Origin of the sequence: Streptomyces sp. NPDC050121 (genome assembly GCF_044460385.1) — a bacterium.
Classification (GTDB): Bacteria; Actinomycetota; Actinomycetes; order Streptomycetales; family Streptomycetaceae; genus Streptomyces; species Streptomyces soliscabiei.
Window position 1 is genome coordinate 151974 of the sequence record NZ_JBITJV010000003.1, and the last position, 17795, is coordinate 169768.

General features: G+C 71.8%; 11 protein-coding genes. 5 read left to right on the forward strand and 6 right to left on the reverse strand.

All coding sequences use genetic code 11. From position 1 onward, the window contains the following. Positions 1-27: 27 nt before the first annotated feature. Positions 28-768, forward strand: coding sequence for a DUF899 family protein (locus ACIBTS_RS05550; protein WP_399317194.1), 741 nt, complete (start codon positions 28-30; stop codon positions 766-768). A gap of 21 nt (positions 769-789) precedes the next feature. Here ACIBTS_RS05550 and ACIBTS_RS05555 read toward each other — a convergent pair whose 3' ends face one another. Beyond that, positions 790-1932, reverse strand: a complete 1143-nt coding sequence (locus tag ACIBTS_RS05555) for a serine hydrolase domain-containing protein (RefSeq protein ID WP_399316807.1) — start codon at positions 1930-1932, stop codon at positions 790-792. Positions 1933-2100: 168 nt separating this feature from the next. Next, positions 2101-3582 carry an MFS transporter gene (locus ACIBTS_RS05560; protein WP_399316809.1) on the reverse strand — a complete coding sequence of 494 codons (1482 nt, stop codon included), beginning with the start codon at positions 3580-3582 and terminating at the stop codon, positions 2101-2103. Positions 3583-3683: 101 nt separating this feature from the next. Between ACIBTS_RS05560 and ACIBTS_RS05565 the strand changes: the two genes are divergently transcribed. Further along, on the forward strand, positions 3684-4604 hold the full coding sequence (locus tag ACIBTS_RS05565; protein ID WP_399316810.1) for a helix-turn-helix transcriptional regulator: 921 nt from the start codon (positions 3684-3686) through the stop codon (positions 4602-4604). On the opposite strand, the gene ACIBTS_RS05570 is transcribed toward ACIBTS_RS05565, so the two are convergent. Then, a complete protein-coding gene (locus ACIBTS_RS05570) occupies positions 4594-6039 on the reverse strand; it encodes an MFS transporter (RefSeq protein WP_399316812.1) in 1446 nt (481 codons plus the stop codon). The two genes, ACIBTS_RS05565 and ACIBTS_RS05570, sit on opposite strands and share 11 nt — an antisense overlap. Before the next feature lie 64 nt (positions 6040-6103). Between ACIBTS_RS05570 and dusB the strand changes: the two genes are divergently transcribed. Next, positions 6104-7243 carry a tRNA dihydrouridine synthase DusB gene (gene dusB, locus ACIBTS_RS05575; protein WP_399316813.1) on the forward strand — a complete coding sequence of 380 codons (1140 nt, stop codon included), beginning with the start codon at positions 6104-6106 and terminating at the stop codon, positions 7241-7243. 40 nt (positions 7244-7283) lie between these two features. Here dusB and ACIBTS_RS05580 read toward each other — a convergent pair whose 3' ends face one another. The 3 genes from ACIBTS_RS05580 to ACIBTS_RS05590 all read right to left on the reverse strand — a co-directional run bounded on the left by ACIBTS_RS05580 (position 7284) and on the right by ACIBTS_RS05590 (position 13041). Further along, positions 7284-9020 (reverse strand): CDP-alcohol phosphatidyltransferase, encoded by a 1737-nt coding sequence (locus tag ACIBTS_RS05580; protein ID WP_399317195.1) that lies wholly within the window; start codon positions 9018-9020, stop codon positions 7284-7286. A 485-nt stretch (positions 9021-9505) separates the two neighbouring features. Beyond that, entirely contained in the window at positions 9506-11455 is a 1950-nt protein-coding gene (locus ACIBTS_RS05585) for a glycogen debranching N-terminal domain-containing protein (protein ID WP_399316815.1), read from the reverse strand. Further along, positions 11452-13041 carry an MGH1-like glycoside hydrolase domain-containing protein gene (locus ACIBTS_RS05590; RefSeq protein ID WP_399316817.1) on the reverse strand — a complete coding sequence of 530 codons (1590 nt, stop codon included), beginning with the start codon at positions 13039-13041 and terminating at the stop codon, positions 11452-11454. The genes ACIBTS_RS05585 and ACIBTS_RS05590 overlap by 4 nt, the downstream gene beginning before the upstream one ends. A 120-nt stretch (positions 13042-13161) precedes the next feature. On the opposite strand from ACIBTS_RS05590, the gene ACIBTS_RS05595 reads away from it, so the two are divergent. Both ACIBTS_RS05595 and ppdK read left to right on the forward strand, forming a co-directional pair. After that, the gene (locus tag ACIBTS_RS05595) at positions 13162-14439 is read left to right on the forward strand and encodes an ROK family protein (RefSeq protein WP_399316818.1); all 1278 of its coding nucleotides are present in this window, start codon (positions 13162-13164) and stop codon (positions 14437-14439) included. 468 nt (positions 14440-14907) lie between these two features. Then, complete coding sequence (gene ppdK, locus ACIBTS_RS05600; protein WP_399316820.1) at positions 14908-17655, forward strand: pyruvate, phosphate dikinase; 2748 nt, start codon at positions 14908-14910, stop codon at positions 17653-17655. Positions 17656-17795: the final 140 nt, after the last annotated feature.

Here is a 17795-nt window from a genome sequence, read left to right on the forward strand (position 1 = left end):
CACGTTCCCCGCCCGCGCACCTCATCGATCACCGTCACCCGTGCGAGTGAACACCCCGGTGGGCCGCCGGCCCCGGCCGCCAGCGCCAGGACCCTCGACTCCCCGGCGTCAACACCCGTCCATGGCCGCCCTCCGCATCCCGGACCAGGACGCCGGACCGCCCTGACGGCGACCCAGCTTTCCCCGCCCCGCTCCGCGGGAGCGGTCATTCACCCCGACCCTGAAGGACCGGGCACCCCGCCCGAAACCACATGGTGCGACGGCGCGCCGCACCAGGGGCAGTGCGAGGGCTGCACCACCACCTGGCATCTGAAGGACGCCGTCTACCTCAACGCCCGCGGTGTGTCGTTCGCCGTGCTGACCACGGGCCCGTGGGACGAGGTCGCCTCCTATGTCGAGTTCATGGGCTACACCCAGCCCTGGTACTCGGTGCGGGGCGTGGACGGACCGGCCGGCGGCAGCATGGGGTATCTCACCTGCTTCCTGCGCGACGGCGACCGCGTGTTCCTCACCTACTCCACGACGGGCCGCGGCAACGAGCGGGTCAACGGGTCCCTCGGCCTGCTCGACATGACGCCCTACGGCCGCGGCGAGGCGTGGGAGGACAACCCCGAGGGCTGGCCCAAGGGCGGCAACGCGTGCTGGTCCTGGCGCTCGGACGCGGACGGGAACCCGACCTGGGGCCCGACCAGCCGGCCCGTGCCGCAGTGGACCCGTCCCGGCGCGACCCCCGTTCAGACCCTCGGCCGGCACGGCCACTGCCACTGACCCGCTCCGCCTTACTCCGTACTACCTGGCGGTGCACCGCCAGAAGTCCCGCATCAGCGGGGTCGGGGTCGGGTTCTCCATCGCCACCTGGGTCAGCAGGATCGTGACCGTGCCCGTCTGCGGGACGATGTGGGCCGTCGTCCCGGTGCCGCCGACCCAGCCGTAGCGGCCCGGGACGTTCCACGGGTCGACGGGGGAGACATCGACCTGGCCGCCGTAGCCCCAGCCCTGGCCCTCCATGAAGAGCGCGCCGATGTCGCGCTGGGCCGCCGTCAGGTGATTGGTCGTCATACGGCTCACCGAGGTGGGGGAGAGGATGCGACGGCCGCCGGCCTCGCCCGCGTCTCGCAGGAGACGGGCGAAGGCCAGCCAGTCGTCGGCCGTCGACGCCAGGCCCCCGCCGCCCGACGGGAAGCGCGGCACGCTGCTCCACCCGCCGTCCGGGGTGTCCGACACCTCCAGCGCGCCCACCCCGTCGGGACGGTACGCGGTGGTGAAACGGTCCCGCTTCTCCTTCGGGACCTCGAACGCCGTGTCGTTCATGCCCAAGGGCTCGAACAGCCGCTCCGCGAGGAACTCGGGCAGGCTGCGGCCCGACGCCCGCGCGATCAGCACGCCCTGTAGATCGGACGCCGTCCCGTACAGCCAGGCCTCGCCCGGCTGGTGGAGGAGGGGGACGCGGGCCAGGTCCGTCAGCCAGGTGTCCGGGTCGGGATAGGCCTGCGGGAAGCGGCCGTCCTTCTGCACGGCGAACAGGGCCTGCACGGCGGGGAGGGAGAAGTCCGACGGGAAGCCCCAGCCGGGGCGCGAGCTCAGCAGGTCCTCGACCGTGATCGGACGGGCCGCCGGGACCAGGTCGTCCACGGGCGCGGACGGCGTACGGACCACCATCGGCTCCGCGAGCTCCGGCAGCCACTCGCTCACCGGCGCGTCGAGGCCGACCGTGCCGTCGTCCACCAGCGTCAGCAGCGCCGCCGCCGTGATCGGCTTGGTGATCGAGGCGATGCGGAAGAGGGACTCCCGGGTCATCGGGGCCGTGCCGTCGGCGTCCTGCGCGCCGACGGTCACCACCTCCACGTCGTCGCCGCGGGCCACCAGGCCCACCGCCCCCGGGACGGTGCCGTCGTCGACGTACTGTCGCAGGGTCCTGTGCAGATTGCTCATGGCCGGCCTTCCGGTGCGAGTCCTGGAGAGTCCTTAGCTTCACCGCTACGACTCCCCGGACGGCCGGAAGTCATCGCGGGTCGCGACCCTCCGTGGGGTCCACCGTCGCCTGGTGCGCCTCGGCGAGGTACTCCTGCGCCTTCAGCCAGGGCAGGAACGCCGCCGGACTCAGCCCACCTTGCGTGGCAGCCGCAGGCTCAGCAGCCCCGTCACGACCACCCCGGCCAACTGCACGGTCAGCGTGGTCACCAGGGCGTCGCGCATGCCCATCCCCGGGACCAGGGAGAGGAACAGCGTGCCGAGCGTGGCCACGCCCAGCGCCAGAGACGTCTGCTGGGTGGTCACCATCACGCCGCTGCCGACGCCCGCGCGGGCCGGCGGCACCTCGGACATCACGATCCGCATGACGACGGGCAGTTGGAGCGCCTGTCCCGCACCGGCGACCGCCGCGCCCGGCAGCAGCTCCACGAAGCCGAGGTCCGGCCAGTCGGCGCGCACGGTCAGCACGATCAGGAGGATTCCGACGCCCTGGAGCACCGACCCCGCCGTCACCACCCGCGCCCCGAACCGGGTCACCAGCCGGGGACCGGCGAGCGAGGCGACGAAGAAGGCCACCGCCATGGGGGCCAGGGCGAGACCGGCCTGGACCGGGCCCAGGCGAGCCCCGCTCTGCAGGGCCACCGCCACGACGAACATGAACCCGCTGAAGCCGACCGAGAACGGCACCATGAGCGTCAGACCGCGCCGCAGCGTGCTGAGTTCGAGCAGACTCGGGGGGATCAGCGGGGTGCGGCCGTTGCGGTCGGCGCGGCGCTCGACGACATAGAAGGCCACTGCGACCAGCGGGAACGCCGTCAGGGACAGCCATGTCCACAGCGGCCAGCCCGCCGCGCGGCCCTCGGTGAGCGGGGCGAGCAGCGTCAGCAGGGCGACGGCGAGCAGGGCCGTGCCGGGGCCGTCCACCGGTTCGGGGCGCTGGGAGCGGGTCTCGGGGACCGTGCGGACGGCGAGGAACAGTCCCACGACGACGACCGGGACGTTCACGAGGAACACCGAACGCCAGCCGCTGCCCGCGATGTCCGCCGAGACCAGCACCCCGCCGAGGATCTGGCCCGCCACCATCGACAGCCCGGCCGTGGCCCCGTAGAGGCTCATGGCCTTGGCGCGGCGGGCTCCCTCGGTGGAGGACTGGATGGTGGCGAGCACCTGCGGGACCATGGCGGCGGCCGACGCGCCCTGGGCGACCCGCGCCGCGACCAGCGACCACGCGTCGGGCGCGAGCCCGCAGGCCAGCGAGGTCAGGCCGAAGGCCGCCATGCCGCCCAGGAAGAGCCGGCGCCGGCCGAACAGGTCGCCGAGCCGGCCGCCGAGGACGAGCAGCACGGCGTATGCGAGCCCGTACCCGGCGACGACGAGTTCGAGGACGGACTCGCTCGCGGCGAGGTCCCGGCCCATGGTGGGCAGGGCGACGTTGACGATGAAGAAGTCGATGAGGGGCAGCGCCGCGCCGAGCAGCACGGTGAACAGCCCGAGGGAGCCGAGGGCGTGGGCCGGTGCCGAAGTGTGGTCGCCCGGTGGGCTGGTGGTCGTGGCGGTGGTCTGGGCGGCGGCCGTGGTGGTAGTCGTGGTGGTGGTCGTTGTCTCGGTCACGCCGTCGAGCTTGCGCCGCCCCTCAGCCGGGTACCAGAGTGTCCTTATCCTGGTACAAGGAGTACCTGGCAACAGGGTCCGGGCGGCGGCACGCTGGAGGGATGACGACGATGGCCTACGAGACGCCCAGTGGGACGCCCACTGCGACGCCCGCCGGGACGCCGGCCCGCGAGACCGTCGGCTCGGAGGTCCGGCGGCACGAACTGGCCGCCTTCCTGCGCAGTCGCCGCGAGCGCATCAAGCCCGAACAGGTCGGCCTCCCGCGCGGAACGCGCCGCCGCACGCCAGGACTTCGGCGCGAGGAGGTCGCCCACCTCTCGGCGGTCGGCGTCACCTGGTACACCTGGCTCGAACAGTCTCGGGACATCCATGTCTCGGTGCAGGTTCTGGACGCCCTTGCCCGCACCCTGCAGCTCGACCCGAGCGAGCGGGCGCACCTCTTCCAGCTCGCCGGCTCCACGGACCCCACCCCGGCCTCCTCCTGCACCGGCATCTCCGAGGCCGTCCGCACGCTGCTCGACCAGCTCGACCCGCTGCCCGCCTGCGTCCAGAACAGCCGCTACGACATCCTGGCCTACAACCGCACCTACGCCCACCTGCTGTGCGACCTCGACGCCGTGCCGCCAGAGGATCGCAACTGCATGATCCTCATCCACACCCATCCGCAGTGGCGCGAGTCGGTCGTCCACCTCGACGAGTCCATGCGCCTGATGGCGGCGAAACTCCGTGCCTCCATGGCCGGCCACCTCTCCGAACCCGCCTGGAAGATGCTGGTCAAGCGCCTGCAGACGGAGTCCCCGGAGTTCCGCGAGAACTGGGAGCGCTACGAGGTCGTGGGGTCCCGCGGCAAGACCAAGCAGTTCCGCAACCTCCACGTCGGCCTCCTCACCGTCACCCACACCGACCTGTGGCTGAACCCGGACCACGGGGCCCGCATGGTGACCTACGCGCCCGCGGACCAGAAGACCCGCGAGCGCCTGGAGAAGCTGCACGCGCTCGCCCAGGGCGCGCTCACGCCCTGATGCTCGTCGCCTCCCGGATCTCCGGGGCCTGAAGGCGCTGGGCGGCCCGTTCCGCCGTACGCCTGGCCCAGGGACCCGTGGTGACGACCCCCAGGACGAGGACGGCCAGGCCGCAGCCGGTGAGGATCCACCAGCCGGGGACCGCGGCGGAGACGAAGGACTCGCGGTACGACGAGGCGCCCACGCCCGCCGCCAGGACCGCGCCGACGACCGCGACGCCCAGAGTCTGGCCGAGCTGGCGGCTGGTGGAGGCGACGGCCGCCGCGACCCCCGCCTGACTGCGCGGCATGCCCGACACCGCCGTGTTCGTGATCGGCGCGTTCACGAAACCGAAGCCCACCCCGAACAGCACGTACCCGAGGAACAGCGTCCCATCGGACGTCTCCGCGTCGAAGGCGGCGAACAGCAGACCGCTCGTCGTCATCGCGACGCCCGCGACGAGCAGGGGCAGGCGTGGCCCCCGGGTGCCGACCAGCCGCCCGGACAGCGGCGCGCACAGGAACGTCGGCACGGCGAGGGGGAGCATCCACAGACCGGCGTGCAGGGCGTCCAGGCCGCGCACGTTCTGCAGATACAGGGTGGACAGGAACAGGAACCCGCCCAGCGCGGCGAACGCGCTGATCGCCACGACCGTCGCCCCGCTGAACGGGGCCGAGCGGAAGAACCGCAGGTCGATGAGGGGCTCCGTACGTCGGGGCTCGTACCGCAGCAGGCCGAGGAGCGCGACCAGGGCGACGGCCGCGAAGGGACCGCTGGTGGCCGCGCCCGCCTCCGGCGCCTCGATGATCGCGTAGGTCAGGGAGCCGAAGAGGACGATGACCAGCAGCTGGCCGGCCGGGTCGGGACGGCGGGCCTTCGGTGCGCGGGACTCGGGGACGTACCGCAGGGTGGCCAGCAGGGCCAGCAGGCCGACCGGCAGGTTGAGCCAGAAGATGGAGCGCCAGCCCACGGACTCCACCAGCAGTCCGCCCAGCAGCGGGCCCGCGGCCATCGATATGCCCACCACCGCGCCCCACACGCCGATCGCCCGGGCGCGCTCGCGCGGGTCGGTGAAGGTGTTGGTGATGATCGACATGGCGACCGGGTTCAGCATCGAACCGCCGACCGCCTGCACCGTGCGGGCCGCGATCAGCAGCTCCAGGCTCGGCGCGAGGGAGCACAGCAGCGAGCCCAGCGAGAACACGACCAGGCCGGCCATGAAGACCTTCTTGCGGCCGATCCGGTCGGCGGTCGAGCCCGCCAGCATCAGCAGCGCGGCCAGCACCAGCGTGTACGCGTCGATCGTCCACTGCAGGCCGGCGGTCGTGGCGTGCAGGTCGTGCTGCATCGCGGGCAGCGCCACGTTCAGGACGGTGACGTCGAGACTCACGATCAGCAGGCTCATGCAGCAGATCGCGAGGACGAGGAGGCGTCGTCGAGGGCTGAGCTCAGGCATGCGTGAATAGTACGCCTAACTAATGATTTTCGCGGCACTTCGTCCGGTGCGTGAGAATGGGGCAATGCCCACGCCCGTGTCCCCCTTGCAGATCGGCCCGCACGCCGTCCGGCCGCCCGTCGTTCTGGCCCCCATGGCCGGGATCACCAACGCGCCCTTCCGCACCCTGTGCAGGGAGTTCAGCGGTGGCAAAGGCCTGTTCGTCAGCGAGATGATCACGACCCGGGCGCTGGTCGAACGCAACGAGAAGACCATGCAGCTGATCCGCTTCGACGCGACCGAGAAGCCGCGCTCGATCCAGCTGTACGGCGTCGACCCGGCCACCGTCGGCAAGGCCGTCCGCATGATCGCGGAAGAGGACCTCGCCGACCACATCGACCTGAACTTCGGCTGCCCGGTCCCGAAGGTGACCAGGAAGGGCGGCGGCTCGGCTCTTCCGTACAAGCGCAACCTGCTGCGGGCGATCCTGCGCGAGGCGGTGTCGGGCGCCGGCGACCTCCCGGTGACGATGAAGATGCGCAAGGGCATCGACGACGACCACATCACCTACCTCGACGCCGGCCGGATCGCCGTCGAGGAGGGCGTCACGGCGATCGCCCTCCACGGTCGTACGGCCGCCCAGCACTACGGCGGCACCGCCGACTGGGACGCCATCGCCCGGCTCAAGGAGCACGTCCCGGAGATCCCCGTCCTCGGCAACGGCGACATCTGGTCGGCACAGGACGCACTGCGGATGGTGCGCGAGACGGGCTGCGACGGGGTGGTCGTGGGGCGTGGGTGCCTGGGCCGGCCGTGGCTGTTCGCCGACCTGGTGGCGGCCTTCGAGGGGCGGGACGACTTCCGTGAGCCGACCCTGCGCGAGGTCGCCGAGGTGATGGTCCGGCACGCCACCCTGCTCGGCGAGTGGATCGGCGACGAGGCGCGCGGCGTCATCGACTTCCGCAAGCACGTCGCCTGGTACCTGAAGGGCTTCGCGGTCGGCTCCGAGCTGCGGCGGCGCCTCGCCATCACCTCCTCGCTGGCGGAACTGCGCGCAGGGCTGGACGAGTTGGACCTCGACCAGCCCTGGCCCACCGGCGCCGACGGCCCCCGCGGCCGCACCTCCGGCAACAACCGGGTCGTCCTGCCGGACGGCTGGCTGAAGGACCCCTACGACTGCGCGGGCATCAGCGAGGACGCGGAGCTGGACACCTCCGGCGGCTGAGGCCGGCCCCGGCGGCCGGGGTGAATTCCGGCGGCCGGGGTCAGTTCCCGGAAGGGTGCGGGGTGGACCCGTACGCCGTCAGGAACTTGTCGCGGAACGAGCTCATCTTCCACACCGGCGCGTTGTGGGCCGGTTTCAGGCCGTCCGTCCAGTTCCAGGCGGCGATCTTGTCGAGGACCTTCGGGTCCTTGGCGACGATCGAGATCGGCACGTCCCGGCTGGCGTTGTTGCCGCTGACCCGGGCTATGGGCTGGTGGTCGCCGAGGAACACCAGGACGGTGTCGTCGGTGCCGTAGCGCTCCAGCCACTGGGTGAGGGCGGTCACCGAGTACTGGATGGACTTGCCGTACTCCTCCTTGGACTTGGCGCTGTTGGCGATGACCTCGGACGCCTTCTTGCCGGCCTTCTCGATGCCGTCGAAGACCGAGCCGTCGCCGAGGTCGTCCCAGCCGACCATCTTCGGTATCGGCGCCCAGGGCTGATGGCTGGAGGTCAGGATGATCTCCGACATCAGCGGCTTGTCACGGTCCGTGCGGCTGTGCTCCAGCCGCTGGAACGCCTCCAGGGCGTACTGGTCCGGCATGGTCGACCAGCTGAACTTCGGTCCCTGGTAACCCATCTGGAAGGCGTTGTAGACCTTGTCCAGGCCGTAGAACTTCTGCTCCGGCCAGCCCTTCTGCACACCCGGCATGATCCCGACGGTGTCCCAGGCGCCGGTCTTCTTGAACGCCTTCGTCAGCGACAGGTGATCGCTCGCCATCACCGTGCGATAGCGCTGCTGGTTGTCGACCCACAGCCCGGACAGCGTGGTGGAGTGACCGAGCCAGCTGCTGCCACCGTACGTCGCCGACGTCAGCCAGCCGCTCTTCGCGTGGAATCCGGCCTTCGTCAGGGCCTGCGTGCTCACGTCGAGGGTCTTGTCGACGCCCGGCGCCATGCCCGGGTCCTCGATGGCGCTGCGGCCGTAGCTCTCGATGAACGTGAAGATCATGTCCTTGCCGCGCAGGTCCGGCACGAGCTGGTCGGCGGGGGTGGCGCCGAACGCGTCGGCGCGGGCCTCCTTGCCGAACGCGGCCTCGTCCCGCAGGGTGTCGCGCACCCGCCTCGCCTCCGAGGCGACCGTGTGCGCGACCCGGTCGGAGGCGACCGGCATCCCGGCGTACTGCAGACTGAGCACGGAGCACGTGATCCAGGCGGTGCCCGCGATCAGCGTGCCCCGGGTCGCCTGCCGGGTGTTGCTCACCAGGATGCCGCTCAGCCGGACCATCGCCAGCGCCATGATCACCATGACCAGGACGACGAGCAGGACGACGCCGATCGCCGCGGCGAGCGCGACCGTCCCGCCCATCGAGTCCGCGACGTACGACTGGGCGTCGTCCAGCAGACCCCAGTCCAGGACGAGATTGAAGTCGCGGCCCAGGTACTCCACGAACCCCATGTCGAGCAGGTTCAGCACGGTCAGCGCCCCGAGCGCCGCGCCGGCCAGCGCCGCCAGCGCCACCCGCGGCCGGCGCGGCAGCGCCAGCAGCACGGCCGCACCGATGATCGCCTCACCCGGCAGCCGCAGGAACTGGTTCACCTGAACCGCGAAGAGACGATTCGGCATCACCAACGCCCCGAGCACCAGCACCAGAGCAAGAACGGTCCCGACCCACCACACCACCCGAGCAACCCGAGGATGCCGCCCCCGCCACCCCCACCAGTACCCAACCCGACCCCTGACCCCCTGGGGGCGCGGAGACCGACTTTCACCGGGGGCGGAAACCGATTCGTCCAACGCATCCGGCTCCGTCGCGCCCGATTCGGCAAGGCCCTTCGGCTCGGGCGTGTCCGGCTCCGGGGGCGCCCCGCCCGGGGTTGCTGTCCCCGGCTCCGCCGTCTCCGGGGACGCCGCTTCTGGCTCTGCCGTCTCCGGGGCGTTCGTCTCGGCAGCCTTCGTCTTCGTGGCTTCCGGCTCCGCGGGTTCCGCCGCGGTGGCCTCAGGGTTCGCCTTCGCCGGGGCGGCGGTCCCCGTCAGGGTTTCCGGGTCTGGGGTGGTCGCGGGGTCGTCCTCGGGGGGGTTTGGGGCGGGGTGTTGGGACGAGTGAGTGGAGACAGGCACCCGAGGGTCCTTCCGTACGAAGCCCGGCTGTTCGGCGGATCCGGTGTGGGTCGGATCCGCCACAGTTTCGTACGGCCTGCTCTTCGCCCGCGTTCAGCCCCCTGGGCCTGTGCTCGGCAAACACCGCGCAAACGTCACGCCAAGCACTCCCGGGAGGAACGTCACGCGCCCCCGACTGCCGTGAGCAGCGCCAACGGGGCCGCTGCCGAGCGGGATTCTCGTACGCACGCGTGGGGGTACGGTACCGGCTGCGCGTGCGTGTCGCGGCCGTAGCCCGCGAGGACCTCGGGCAGGCGGTGACCGGTCGCGGTCGCCGCGTCGACCAGCGCGTGGGCGACCGTACGGGCCTCGTCGTGCAGGCCGTAGCGGGCGAGCCCCAGCGTGATCAGCGCATTGTCGTGCGGCCAGACCGAACCCCGGTGGTAGGACAGGGGATGGTACGCCGCCTGCCCGGCGGCGAGGGTGCGCACGCCCCAGCCGGAGAAGAAGTCGGGTTCCACCAGCCGCCGGCCCACGGCCTCGCCGTACTCCTTGTCCAGCAGGCCCGACCAGAGCAGATGCCCGGCGTCCGAGGCGAGCGCGTCGACCTGGCGGCCCTCGCCGTCCAGCGCGAGCGCCGGGAACGAACGGTCCGGCATCCAGAAGTCCCGCTGGAAACGGTCGCGCAGATCGGCCGCGGCCTGCTCCAGCAGCGCCGCGTACTTCTCGTCCTGCCACACCGTGCGCGCCACCCACGCCGTCCGGCGCAGCGCGTCGTACGCGTACCCCTGCGCCCCCGCCGCCATCACCGCCCCGCTCGCGCGGGTGCCGTCGGCGGAGCAGATGGCGCCGGGGGAGTCCTTCCAGTTCTGGTTGGCCAGGCCGCCGTTGTCGGCGCGGTAGACCAGATAGCCGCGGGAGGTGAGTCCGCCGTGGTCCAGCATCCAGCCGACCGCCGCGCGGGCGTTGGGCTCCAGGCGGCGGGCCGTCGTCGTGTCGCCGGTCTGCTCGACGTACGCGCCGAGCAGGACGAGGAACAGCGGGGTCGCGTCCACCGAACCGTAGTAGCGGCCGAAGGGGACCTGTCCGAAGTGGGCCAGTTCGCCGTGCCGCACCTCGTGCACGATCTTCCCGGGCTGGGACACCGAGTCCCGGCCGGTCTCGGTCGCCTGCCCGGCGGCGAGCGCCAGCAGGGTGGCGGCGGCCGGCCGTGGCCGGTAGGGGAGGGTGAACAGCGAGGTGAGCAGGGCGTCGCGGCCCAGCAGGGTCAGGAACCAGGGGGCGCCCGCCGCCGGAACGCGCAGTTCCTCGCCGTCCGGCCCGGTCGCCTGCACCTGGAGCGCTGCCAGGTCCGCGAGCCCGCGAACGCAGGCGGCGGCCAGCTCGGGCCAGCCGGTCGGGAAGGCCACGCCCTCCATGAACTCTCCCTCCTGCGCCCGGAGTTGCTTGGCCACCGCAGCCGGGGAACGGGGCACCCGCAGGGCCCGCTTCTCGCCGTGCGGCCGGGCCATCACCCGCAGGGTCAGCTCGGCCGAGCCGTGCGGCTCCAGCTCCAGCGTCCACACCAGCCGGCGGGCTCCGGTGCCGGTCTCCTCGACGCCGTCCGGCGCGGGCTCGGCCGTCACCGTCGTGCAGGACTTCCACTCACCGCGCCGGTAGGTGAACTCCACGCCGTCGTCGAGGACTTGACGGCGGCGGACGACCCCGGTCTTCGCGTACGTACGGTGGTCGGAGCGGAGTTCGAACTGGTCGGTGAAGTCGGCGTCGGCGGTGACCGCGAGCCGGACCGTCGTCGGCACCGGCCGGTTGCTGACGACTCGCAGCGACTCCACGAACGAGCTGTCTCCGACGGCCTGTTCACGGAACAGCGTGCAGGACGGCGGCTCGTTGCGCCCGCCGCGCGGCACGAGCACGCACCGCGTGACGTCCCCGTCCGCGACCGGCGCGAGCGCCTCCGGCACGGCGCCGTCCACCGTCAGCTGCCAGCGGCTGAGGTGCCGGGCGTCCCGGACGAATAACCCCTCCGGGGACCCGGAGGCCGTGCCGGAGCCCCGTACGCCGCTGATGTCCCCGCGGTCGCCCACGGCGGCGAACGTCCCGCCGTACACGAGCAGATGATGCCGGTCCGTCATCCCTGGTCCCCTCCCTTGAAAGCGTTCGCCTCGTTCGCGTTGTTCGCGTTGTTCGCCTGGTTCACTCGGTTGGCTCGGTTCACTTGGGCCGCTTGGGCCGCTTGGTCTGTTTCGCTCGCTTCGCTTCGGTGCAGCAGGTCGAGCGTGAGCGCGGCGGTCCAGCTGAAGCCGGTCGCGCCGCAGGCCTCGCCGGTGTACGGATCGACGTACTCCGCGAAGTCCGAGCCGGCCGCGATGTCCAGCACCGCCCGGCGCAGCGCGTCCGCGTCGGCCCGGTGGCCGTGCAGCCGCAGACCGCGCTCCAGCAGCCAGCTCGTGTTGAACCAGGCCGGGCCGCGCCAGTAACGGTGCGGGTCGAAGGCCTCGCCGAGCAGGTCGTAACTGGGGACGAGGCGGGTGGTCGTGCCGAGCCCGAAGTGCGGGCCGCGCAGGGCCCCCACGACGGCCGTCACCACCTCGCGCGGCAGCCCGGGCAGGAGGAGGGGCACGAGCCCGGAGACGCCCCGCTCACGGATCAGCGCCCCGCCCGCCCCGCCCGGACCGCCCGCCCCGCCCGGACCGCCCGTACCGCCCGGACCGCTCTGTCCGTCGGCCCGCGCCCCTTGCACGTCCCGGCAGAAGAACACGCCCTCCGTCGGGTCCCACAGCCGCTCGACCAGGGCCGTCGTCAGGCGTTCCGCGCGCGCGTGGCGGGCGCCGGGCGCCGCGCCCAGCTCCTGCGCGATGCGGGCGAGGGCGTGTTCGGAGGCGATGAGCAGCGCGTTGAAGGCGGGGTCCTCGACGGCGAACTCCCCGCCCCCGTCGGCATAGCCGCCGTCCCGGTACTCCGTCGCCAGCCGCACGTACCGCCCGTAGTCCAGGTCCGTCGGACGGTCCTGCGCCGCGCCGTGGTCGAGGTCGGCGCGCCGGAAGGAGCGGGCCGGGGCCGGGGTGACCCGGGCGAGCGGCGCGTCCCAGCTCGGCGCGTTGTCCATGCCCTGCTCCCAGGGGTGGACGACCGACACCAGTCCGCCTCCGCCGAGGTCCCGCCGGTGCAGCAGATACCGGTGCCAGGCGGCGAGCCGCGGGTAGACCCGGGCGAGGAAGCCGCGCGCCCGGGAGAGCCCCGGGTCGGCGCGGTGCACCAGCCAGGCCGCGAGCGCGTGCACCGGTGGCTGCACGATGCCGGAGGTCTGTACGGTGCGCGGGGCGCCCGCAGCGCGCCCCGCGGTCGAGGAGCGCCAGAAGTCGGGGCTCGGGAAGTACGCGTCGAGCGGTACGGAGGGGTTGAAGACGATGTGCGGGATACGCCCGTCGCCCCACTGGGCGGCCAGCAGCGTCTCCAGCTCCGTCTGCGCCCGGCGCGGCGAGAGGTGCCTGAGCCCGATCGCGATGAACGCCGAGTCCCAGGACCACTGGTGCGGGTACAGCCGGCGCGACGGCACGGTCGACGCGCCGGTCCAGTTGCCCTCCAGCACGGCTGCCGCCCGCGTGTGCAACGCCCTGAGCTGCGGCGCCCTGAGCTGCGGCGAACCCGGCGGAGCCGCCGGATCGTATGCAACGGCGTACTCCGCCGGGCGGGCGATGAGCTGGGCGGTGCGATCCACTCGGGGCTCCCCGAAGACGACAAGGCCGACTGGTTCGGCAGTGGCTACCGTAGGGTTACGTCTATTTAACACGCAAAACTCAATATGTAATGCAGGCTGGGGAAACACAAGGGGGTGCGCATGACCGGGCGTTCGGGACGGACCGGCAGGACCGTCGGGACCGGCAGGACCGGCAGGACCGGAGGGGCCGGTAGGGCGGGCAGGGCGGGCGGTCAGGCCAGCGCCGGAGATCTGCTCGAACTGGTGCGCAGTGGGCGGGCGACGACCCGCGGAGCCCTCCAGCAGGCCACCGGCCTCTCTCGCGCGACCGTGGGCCAACGCCTGGAGCGTCTCTTCCGTGCGGGCTGGCTGCGCGAGGGCGCCGGCGGCCCGGTCGACTCCCCGCTCGGTGGCCGCCCCTCGATCACCCTGGAGTTCGACGACGCCCACGCGGTCGTCCTGGCCGCGGATCTGGACACCCGGCACGCCCGGGCGGCCGTGCTGACCCTGACCGGCGAGATCCTGGCCGAGCACGGCGGCACCCTGGTCGTCGAGGACGGTCCGGACGCCGTCCTCGGCGAACTCGGCGGCTGGTTCGCCGAGTTGCTGGAGAAGGCGGGCCACCGGCCGGACGAGGTCTGTGGCATCGGACTCGCCGTCCCCGGCCCGGTCGACAGCGAGACCGGCCGGGTCGTCCAGCCGCCGATCATGCCCGGCTGGGACGGCTACGACATACGGAGCCGCCTCGCGCGGGCGTTCACGGAGCGCACCGGGGCGGCGCCGGCGGTCCCGGTGCTCGTCGACAACGACGCCAACCTCATGGCGTACGGCGAACAACGCACCGGGTACCCGGACTGCTCGGCGTTCGTGCTGGTCAAAGTGTCCACGGGCATCGGCGCCGGGGTCGTGGTCGACGGCTCGATCTTCCGTGGCGTGGACGGCGGCGCCGGCGACATCGGGCACATCCGGGTGGGCGCGGAGGCGCTGTGCCGCTGCGGCTCCTACGGCTGTCTCGCCGCCGTCGCCAGCGGTGGCGCCGTGGCGCGGCGGCTCACGGAGTCGGGCATACCGGCGTCCTCGGGCTCGGATGTGCGCGACCTGCTCGCCGCTGGGCACCCCGAGGCCGCGGCGCTGGCCCGTGAGGCGGGGCGCCGCGTCGGGGACGTCCTGGCGACGGTCGTGACGCTGCTCAACCCCGGAGTCCTGATGATCGCCGGGGATCTGGCCGGAACCGCCTTCCTCACGGGCGTGCGCGAGTTGCTCTACCAGCGGGCGCTGCCCCGCTCCACGGCCCGTCTGGACGTCGTGACCTCGCGGCTGGGAGAGCGGGCGGGCCTGGTGGGAGGGGGTGCGCTGGTCGTGGAGCACCTGTACGCGCCGGAGCGGGTGGAGGAGCGGTTGCTGGCGCTGGGGGTGTGAGGGACGCTCGTATGGCGGGCGGCACGACGGGCCGCACGACGAGCGGCAGGCCGACGGCATGACGGGCGGGTTTCCGTCCCGAGACGCGTCCGCATGGTGAAATCGGGCGGCCTGTGGAAGCGTGATTCTCGCCACCCCTGAGGGGGGTAGTGCTCAGATGAGCGGATCATGAGTCGCTGCACTTCTCCAAGGAGTGGCACTGAGTGCCACCGCTTGATCGTTCATCGATCGAAATCAATCGTGCCCCATGGCGCTCGTCTGAGCGGGCTGCGGGGTGGGTGGGAGGTGCTTGCGTTCAAGAAGTGAAAACATCCGCCGCTCTGGGCTTGCCAAGCCTTGACTTTCGATCCGCTGGCGGACGACTGGTTACGAGCACATGACGCGCGAGTAGACGTACCCAGACGCCTTTGATCTGGGTATGTTCCTGGCCGTCAGGGCAGCCACCGCGTCCTCGAGGAGTCGAGACCCGTGTCGGAAAACAAAGATCTCCCGGTAACCGAGCAGGCCGCGAGCGTTGAGGGCGTGAAGTTCGTTTACGACTTCACCGAAGGCAACAAGGACCTCAAGGACCTCCTCGGCGGCAAGGGCGCCAACCTCGCCGAGATGACCAACCTGGGCCTTCCCGTCCCTCCGGGCTTCACCATCACCACCGAGGCCTGCAAGGTCTACCTCGACAGCGGCGAGGAGCCCGCGGCACTGCGTGACGAGGTGAGTGCGCACCTCGCCGCCCTGGAAGAGCGGATGGGCAAGAAGCTCGGCCAGGCCGACAACCCCCTCCTCGTCTCCGTCCGCTCGGGCGCGAAGTTCTCGATGCCCGGCATGATGGACACCGTCCTGAACATCGGCCTCTCCGACAAGTCCGTCCAGGGCCTGGCCAAGCAGGCCGGCGACGACCGCTTCGCGTGGGACTCCTACCGCCGGCTGATCCAGATGTTCGGCAAGACCGTCCTCGGCGTCGACGGCGAGCTCTTCGAGGACGCGCTGGAAGCAGCGAAGACCGCGAAGAAGGTCGCCGTCGACACCGAGCTGGAGGCGGCGGACCTGAAGAAGCTGGTCACCCGCTTCAAGAAGATCGTCAAGACCGAGGCCGGCCGCGACTTCCCGCAGGACCCGCGCGAGCAGATGGACCTCGCCATCAAGGCGGTCTTCGACTCCTGGAACGGCGACCGCGCCAAGCTGTACCGCCGCCAGGAGCGCATCCCCGGCGACCTCGGCACCGCCGTCAACGTCTGCTCGATGGTCTTCGGCAACCTCGGCCCCGACTCCGGCACGGGCGTCGCCTTCACCCGCGACCCGGCCTCCGGCCACCAGGGCGTCTACGGCGACTACCTCCAGAACGCCCAGGGCGAGGACGTGGTCGCGGGCATCCGCAACACCGTCCCGCTCGCCGAACTGGAGCACATCGACAAGAAGTCGTACGACCAGCTGATGCAGATCATGGAGACGCTGGAGAACCACTACAAGGACCTCTGCGACATCGAGTTCACCATCGAACGCGGTCAGCTGTGGATGCTCCAGACGCGCGTCGGCAAGCGCACGGCGGGCGCGGCCTTCCGCATCGCGACCCAGCTCGTCGACCAGGGCCTCATCGACGAGACGGAAGCCCTCCAGCGCGTCAACGGTGCCCAGCTCGCCCAGCTGATGTTCCCCCGCTTCGACGAGGACGCGAAGGTGGAGAAGGTCGGCCGGGGCATCGCGGCCTCCCCGGGCGCGGCCGTCGGCAAGGCCGTGTTCGACTCGTACACCGCCGTCAAGTGGTCCCGCTCGGGCGAGAAGGTCATCCTCGTCCGCCGCGAGACCAACCCCGACGACCTCGACGGCATGATCGCCGCCGAGGGCATCCTGACCAGCCGCGGCGGCAAGACCTCGCATGCCGCAGTGGTGGCCCGGGGCATGGGCAAGACCTGCGTCTGCGGCGCCGAGGAGCTCGAGGTCGACACCAAGCGCCGCCGGATGACGGTGCCCGGCGGCCACGTGGTGGAGGAAGGCGACGTCATCTCCATCGACGGGTCGAGCGGCAAGGTCTACCTGGGCGAGGTCCCGGTCGTCCCGTCCCCCGTCGTGGAGTACTTCGAAGGCCGGATGCACGCGGGCGCCGACGACGCCGACGAGCTCGTCGAGGCCGTCCACCGCATCATGGCCTTCGCCGACCGCAAGCGACGGCTGCGGGTGCGCGCGAACGCCGACAACGCCGAGGACGCGCTGCGCGCCCGGCGCTTCGGCGCCCAGGGCATCGGCCTGTGCCGCACGGAGCACATGTTCCTCGGCGACCGGCGTGAGCTGGTGGAACGCCTGATCCTCGCGGACACGGAGGTGGAGCGCGAGGAGTCCCTGAAGCAGCTCCTGCCGCTGCAGAAGAAGGACTTCGTCGAGCTCTTCGAGGCGATGGACGGCCTCCCCGTGACGATCCGTCTCCTGGACCCGCCGCTGCACGAGTTCCTGCCCGACATCACCGAGCTGTCGGTGCGGGTGGCGCTGGCGGAGTCCCGCCAGGAGTCCCACGAGAACGACCTGCGCCTGCTCCAGGCGGTCCACCGCCTGCACGAGCAGAACCCGATGCTGGGCCTGCGGGGCGTACGCCTCGGCCTCGTCATCCCCGGCCTGTTCACGATGCAGGTCCGGGCCATCGCGGAGGCGGCGGCGGAGCGCAAGAACGCCAAGGGCGACCCGCGCGCAGAGATCATGATCCCGCTGGTCGGCACCGTCCAGGAGCTGGAGATCGTCCGCGAGGAGGCCGACCAGGTCGTCGCGGAGGTCGAGGCGGCGACCGGCGTCGCCCTGAAGCTGGCGATCGGCACGATGATCGAACTCCCCCGGGCGGCCCTCACCGCCGACCAGATCGCGGAGGCGGCCGAGTTCTTCTCCTTCGGCACGAACGACCTCACCCAGACGGTCTGGGGCTTCAGCCGGGACGACGTGGAGGCTTCCTTCTTCACGGCGTACCTGGAGAAGGGCATCTTCGGCGTCAGCCCCTTCGAGACCATCGACAAGGACGGCGTCGGCTCGCTGGTCAAGGCCGCGGCCGAGGCGGGCCGCGCGACCCGCCCCGACCTGAAACTCGGCGTCTGCGGCGAACACGGCGGCGACCCGGAGTCCGTCCACTTCTTCCACGAGGTAGGCCTGGACTACGTCTCCTGCTCCCCGTTCCGAATCCCGGTAGCCCGCCTGGAAGCGGGCCGAGCAGCCACCCAGTCGACGGGCAGCGACCACCGCTGAGGCGGGGCCCCGGGGCCCGGGGCCGTGTGGTCCGAAGGGGCTGAGGCCCTGACAGGCCCTGACGCCCGGAGAGGCTGAAGGGTCCATGAACCCCGGAGCCGCCGCTGGTCCCCGACCCTCACCGATCGGCGGCGGCTCCG

What these genes read in the sequence shown, in the direction of transcription:
- ACIBTS_RS05595 (WP_399316818.1), top strand. Translation starts at nt 13,162, where the DNA reads ATGACCGGGCGTTCGGGACGGACCGGCAGGACCGTCGGGACCGGCAGG.
- ACIBTS_RS05585 (WP_399316815.1), bottom strand. Translation starts at nt 11,455, where the DNA reads ATGACGGACCGGCATCATCTGCTCGTGTACGGCGGGACGTTCGCCGCC.
- dusB (WP_399316813.1), top strand. Translation starts at nt 6,104, where the DNA reads ATGCCCACGCCCGTGTCCCCCTTGCAGATCGGCCCGCACGCCGTCCGG.
- ACIBTS_RS05555 (WP_399316807.1), bottom strand. Translation starts at nt 1,932, where the DNA reads ATGAGCAATCTGCACAGGACCCTGCGACAGTACGTCGACGACGGCACC.
- ACIBTS_RS05565 (WP_399316810.1), top strand. Translation starts at nt 3,684, where the DNA reads ATGACGACGATGGCCTACGAGACGCCCAGTGGGACGCCCACTGCGACG.
- ACIBTS_RS05570 (WP_399316812.1), bottom strand. Translation starts at nt 6,039, where the DNA reads ATGCCTGAGCTCAGCCCTCGACGACGCCTCCTCGTCCTCGCGATCTGC.